4 protein-coding genes are annotated in these 4189 nt (G+C 64.1%); all 4 read left to right on the top strand.

Annotated elements, in window-relative coordinates:
* Positions 1–385: 385 nt before the first annotated feature.
* A complete protein-coding gene (rpsL, locus tag ON45_RS16740) occupies positions 386–757 on the top strand; it encodes a 30S ribosomal protein S12 (RefSeq protein ID WP_015440371.1) in 372 nt (123 codons plus the stop codon).
* 6 nt (positions 758–763) lie between these two features.
* The gene (gene rpsG, locus ON45_RS16735; RefSeq protein WP_040495288.1) at positions 764–1240 is read left to right on the top strand and encodes a 30S ribosomal protein S7; all 477 of its coding nucleotides are present in this window, start codon (positions 764–766) and stop codon (positions 1238–1240) included.
* 122 nt (positions 1241–1362) lie between these two features.
* On the top strand, positions 1363–1803 hold the full coding sequence (locus ON45_RS16730; protein WP_040495285.1) for a CBS domain-containing protein: 441 nt from the start codon (positions 1363–1365) through the stop codon (positions 1801–1803).
* Positions 1804–1975: 172 nt separating this feature from the next.
* Complete coding sequence (fusA, locus tag ON45_RS16725) at positions 1976–4084, top strand: elongation factor G (protein ID WP_040495283.1); 2109 nt, start codon at positions 1976–1978, stop codon at positions 4082–4084.
* The last annotated feature ends 105 nt before the right edge of the window (positions 4085–4189 follow it).

The raw sequence follows: 4189 nt of genomic DNA, 5'->3' as shown, positions 1-4189 counted from the left end.
GCCTCCACGGCACGTACTCGAGCGACGCCGCCACGGTCGCTTCCGAACCGATCGGCTGATCCACCGGACCGAACCCAACCGCCTCCCGAACCCGCCTCCGGTGAGATGTGAGACCACCTGTGTGTCTCGCATCTCACCGGACGGGTCGGATCCAGCCCGACGGTGAGAGTCGGGACCGACTGTCGGTCTCACATCTCACCGGACGGTTGGCGCGTTGCGCGCGGCGGGGTGGGTCCGTAGCATTACTTGGTCCTCTCAGCGGGGGTTCCGTACGTCGGCCGCTGTATGGCGGATGCACACCGGGTGCATCCAACCCACCACATGACTGCCACGCCGGCACTTCGTCCGGCACGCTGTCCGACCCGAAACGAACGAGGTTTCGTCCATGCCAACCATCCAGCAGCTCGTCCGTCAAGGGCGCAGCTCGAAAGTCACCAAGTCGAAGACACCGGCGCTGAAGGGTTCCCCTCAGCGTCGTGGCGTGTGCACCCGCGTGTACACCACGACTCCGAAGAAGCCGAACTCGGCGCTCCGCAAGGTCGCCCGTGTCCGCCTCAACTCCGGGATCGAAGTCACCGCCTACATCCCGGGCGAAGGCCACAACCTGCAGGAGCACTCGATCGTGCTCGTGCGCGGCGGTCGTGTGCGCGACCTGCCGGGTGTGCGCTACAAGATCATCCGCGGCACGCTCGATGCCGTCGGCGTCAAGAACCGCAAGCAGGCCCGCAGCCGCTACGGCGCCAAGAAGGAGAAGTGATCAGCGATGCCTCGTAAAGGTCCCGCTCCCCGCCGCGATCTGGTCGCCGACCCGATCTACAAGTCCGTTGTCGTCACGCAACTGATCAACAAGGTGATGCTGCACGGCAAGCGCAGCATCGCCGAGAAGATCGTCTACGACGCGATGGAGATCATCCAGAGCAAGCTCGAAGGTGAGGATCTCGCGATCGACACCGTCAAGCGTGCGATCGACAACGTCAAGCCGCCGCTCGAAGTCCGCAGCCGTCGCGTCGGTGGTGCCACCTACCAGGTGCCCGTCGAAGTGCGGCCGCGCCGTGCGACCACGCTCTCGATCCGTTGGATCGTCGACTTCGCCCGTCACCGCCGCGAGAAGTCGATGGCGCTGTGTCTGGCGAACGAGCTGTTGGATGCGTCCAACGGTCTCGGCGCCGCGATGAAGCGCCGCGACGACATGCAGAAGATGGCCGAATCCAACAAGGCGTTCGCCCACTACCGCTGGTGATCCGGTCGTTCTGATCACGTCGAAGCCCGGGCCGTGTGCCCGGGCTTTCGCCGTTTTCGGGCACCGGTGTCCCGGCGATTCACGAGTGAACTAGATTCGTGTCGAGCGAAGGGAGCCGCACGATGAACGTCCAGACCATCTTGTCCTCGAAGGGAACGGAGGTCGCGACGATCGCGCCCTCTGCCACGTTGGCCGAGGCCACTGAGGAACTGCGCGAGCGCGGCTTCGGAGCCCTGATCGCGTCGGCCGACGGACGATCGCTCGACGGGATCATCTCCGAGCGCGACATCGTTCGCGCACTCGCCGCTCACGGCGCCGGCACCCTCGAACGAGACGTCGCGAGTTGCATGTCGAGCGAGGTCTTCACGTGTTCGCCGAGCGATTCGATCGACGCGCTCATGGCGTTGATGACCGACCGGCGGATTCGTCACCTCCCCGTCCTCGCCGGTGACGGCGCGCTGACCGGAATGATCTCGATCGGTGACGTCGTGAAGTTCCGTCTCGGCGAACTCGAGCGCGAGAACGACCAACTCCACGACTACATCCAGGGCAACGTCAGCTGACCAACGCCTGACCGCCGACCGCTGATACTCCCGTCACTCCAGGTTGCGGGTGGAATTCCGCCGATACACTCGAACGCCGTGCTCGTGCGCTTCGCACACGCACGAGCGGTCCGGATTGCCCGGACCGGTAGCCCTTTGAGAGTTCGAGACGCAAGCGGAAGTAGTGACAAGTATGGCCAAGCGAGAGTTCCCCCTGGAGCGCACCCGGAACATCGGGATCATGGCGCACATCGACGCCGGGAAGACGACCACCACCGAGCGGATCCTGTACTACACCGGGAAGAGCTACAAGATCGGTGAGGTCCACGACGGCGCCGCGACCATGGACCACATGGCGCAGGAGCAGGAGCGTGGCATCACGATCACGTCGGCCGCCACCACGTGCGTCTGGGACGACCATCGCATCAACATCATCGACACGCCGGGCCACGTCGACTTCACCATCGAGGTCGAGCGTTCGCTCCGCGTCCTCGACGGTGCCGTCACCGTGTTCGACTCCGTCGCCGGCGTCGAGCCGCAGACCGAGACCGTCTGGCGTCAGGCCAACAAGTACAACGTTCCGCGCATGTGCTTCGTCAACAAGATGGACCGCATCGGTGCCGACTTCTACCGCACCGTCGAGATGGTCAAGGACCGCCTCCAGGCGAACGCACTCGTCATCCAGTTGCCCGTCGGCGCCGGTGGCCCCGAAGCCGTCAAGGCCTACGAAGGCCTGATCGACCTGGTCAGGATGAAGGCGCTCCTCTGGCGCGGCGTCGACGAGACGGACCTCGGAGCGAGCTACGAAGTGGCCGACATCCCCGAGGACATGATCGACGAGGCCAACCGGTACCGCGAGGAGATGATGGAGACCATCGCCACGCAGGACGAAGCGTTGATGGACGCGTACCTCGAAGGCGAAGAGCTGTCGGAGGACGACATCAAGGCGGCGATCCGCAAGGGAACCCTCGCCAACGACTTCGTCCCGATCCTCTGCGGCTCGGCATTCAAGAACAAGGGTGTCCAGCCGATGCTCGACGCCGTCGTCGACTTCCTCCCGAGCCCGCTCGACATCGAGCCGGCACACGGCATCGTCACCAAGGGCGGCGAGGACCACGACGTCACCCGCGGCCCGAACGACGACGAGTTCGCCGCACTGGCGTTCAAGATCGTCGCCGACCCGTTCGGCAAACTCACCTACTTCCGCGTGTACTCCGGCGAGATCAGCAAGGGCGACGAGGTCTACAACTCGGTCAAGGAAGACCGCGAGCGCCTCGGCCGCATCCTGTTGATGCACGCCAACCAGCGCGAGGACCTCGACGTCGCCATGGCCGGTGACATCGTCGCCGGACTGGGCTTCAAGAACGTCACCACCGGTGACACGCTCTGCGACAAGAGCAGCCCGGTCATCCTCGAACGGATGGAGTTCCCCGAGCCGGTCATCCACGTTGCCATCGAGCCGAAGACGAAGTCCGACCAGGAGAAGCTCGGCAAGGCGCTGAAGTCGCTGTCCGACGAGGACCCGACCTTCCGCATCCGTACCGACCACGAGACCGGCCAGACCGTCATCTCGGGCATGGGCGAGCTGCACCTCGAGGTGCTCGTCGACCGCATGCAGCGTGAGTTCAGCGTCGAAGCGACCGTCGGCAAGCCGCAGGTCGCGTACCGCGAGACGATCACCAAGGAAGTCACGAGCGTCGAGTACCGACACATCAAGCAGTCCGGTGGCTCGGGTCAGTTCGCCGTCGTGAAGATCAACATGATCCCGAACCCGGGCGGTGGCTACGAGTTCGAGGACAAGATCACCGGCGGCAAGATCCCGAAGGAATACATCGGCCCGACCAACCAGGGTCTCGAAGCGGCGATGGACAACGGCGTGCTCGCCGGCTACACGACGGTCGACGTGAAGGTCGAACTGGTCGATGGTCAGTACCACGACGTCGACTCCTCGGAGATGGCCTTCAAGCTCGCCGGCCAGCAGGTCTTCCGCAAGGCCGCCGAGATGGCCAAGCCCGTGCTCATGGAGCCGATCATGGCCGTCGAGGTCGTGACCCCCGAGGAGTACATGGGCGACGTGATGGGCGACCTGTCCAGCCGTCGTGGACGCGTCGGTGGCATGGAGGCCCGTGGAAACACCCAGGTCGTCAACGCCGAGGTCCCGCTGTCGGAGATGTTCGGGTACAGTACCGACCTCCGTTCACGCACCCAGGGGCGTGCGACCTACACGATGCAGTTCGACAAGTACCAAGAGGTACCGAACGCCATCGCCGAAGAAATCGTGAAGCGGGTCCGCGGCGAATAAGCCGCAGAACCCGATTCGAGTACCGAAGATCCTTGACAACCCACTGAAGCAACGACAAAGAGAGAAGTAGTGCAATGAGCAAAGAAAAGTTTGAGCGGAACAAGC

Source organism: Ilumatobacter nonamiensis YM16-303, assembly GCF_000350145.1.
GTDB classification, from domain to species: Bacteria; Actinomycetota; Acidimicrobiia; order Acidimicrobiales; family Ilumatobacteraceae; genus Ilumatobacter_A; species Ilumatobacter_A nonamiensis.
This window is presented reverse-complemented; position numbering and strand designations above follow the sequence as displayed.

Excerpts from the sequence above, each read along its gene's own strand:
- rpsL (WP_015440371.1), top strand. The coding sequence starts at position 386 with ATGCCAACCATCCAGCAGCTCGTCCGTCAAGGGCGCAGCTCGAAAGTC.
- rpsG (WP_040495288.1), top strand. The coding sequence starts at position 764 with ATGCCTCGTAAAGGTCCCGCTCCCCGCCGCGATCTGGTCGCCGACCCG.
- ON45_RS16730 (WP_040495285.1), top strand. The coding sequence starts at position 1,363 with ATGAACGTCCAGACCATCTTGTCCTCGAAGGGAACGGAGGTCGCGACG.
- fusA (WP_040495283.1), top strand. The coding sequence starts at position 1,976 with ATGGCCAAGCGAGAGTTCCCCCTGGAGCGCACCCGGAACATCGGGATC.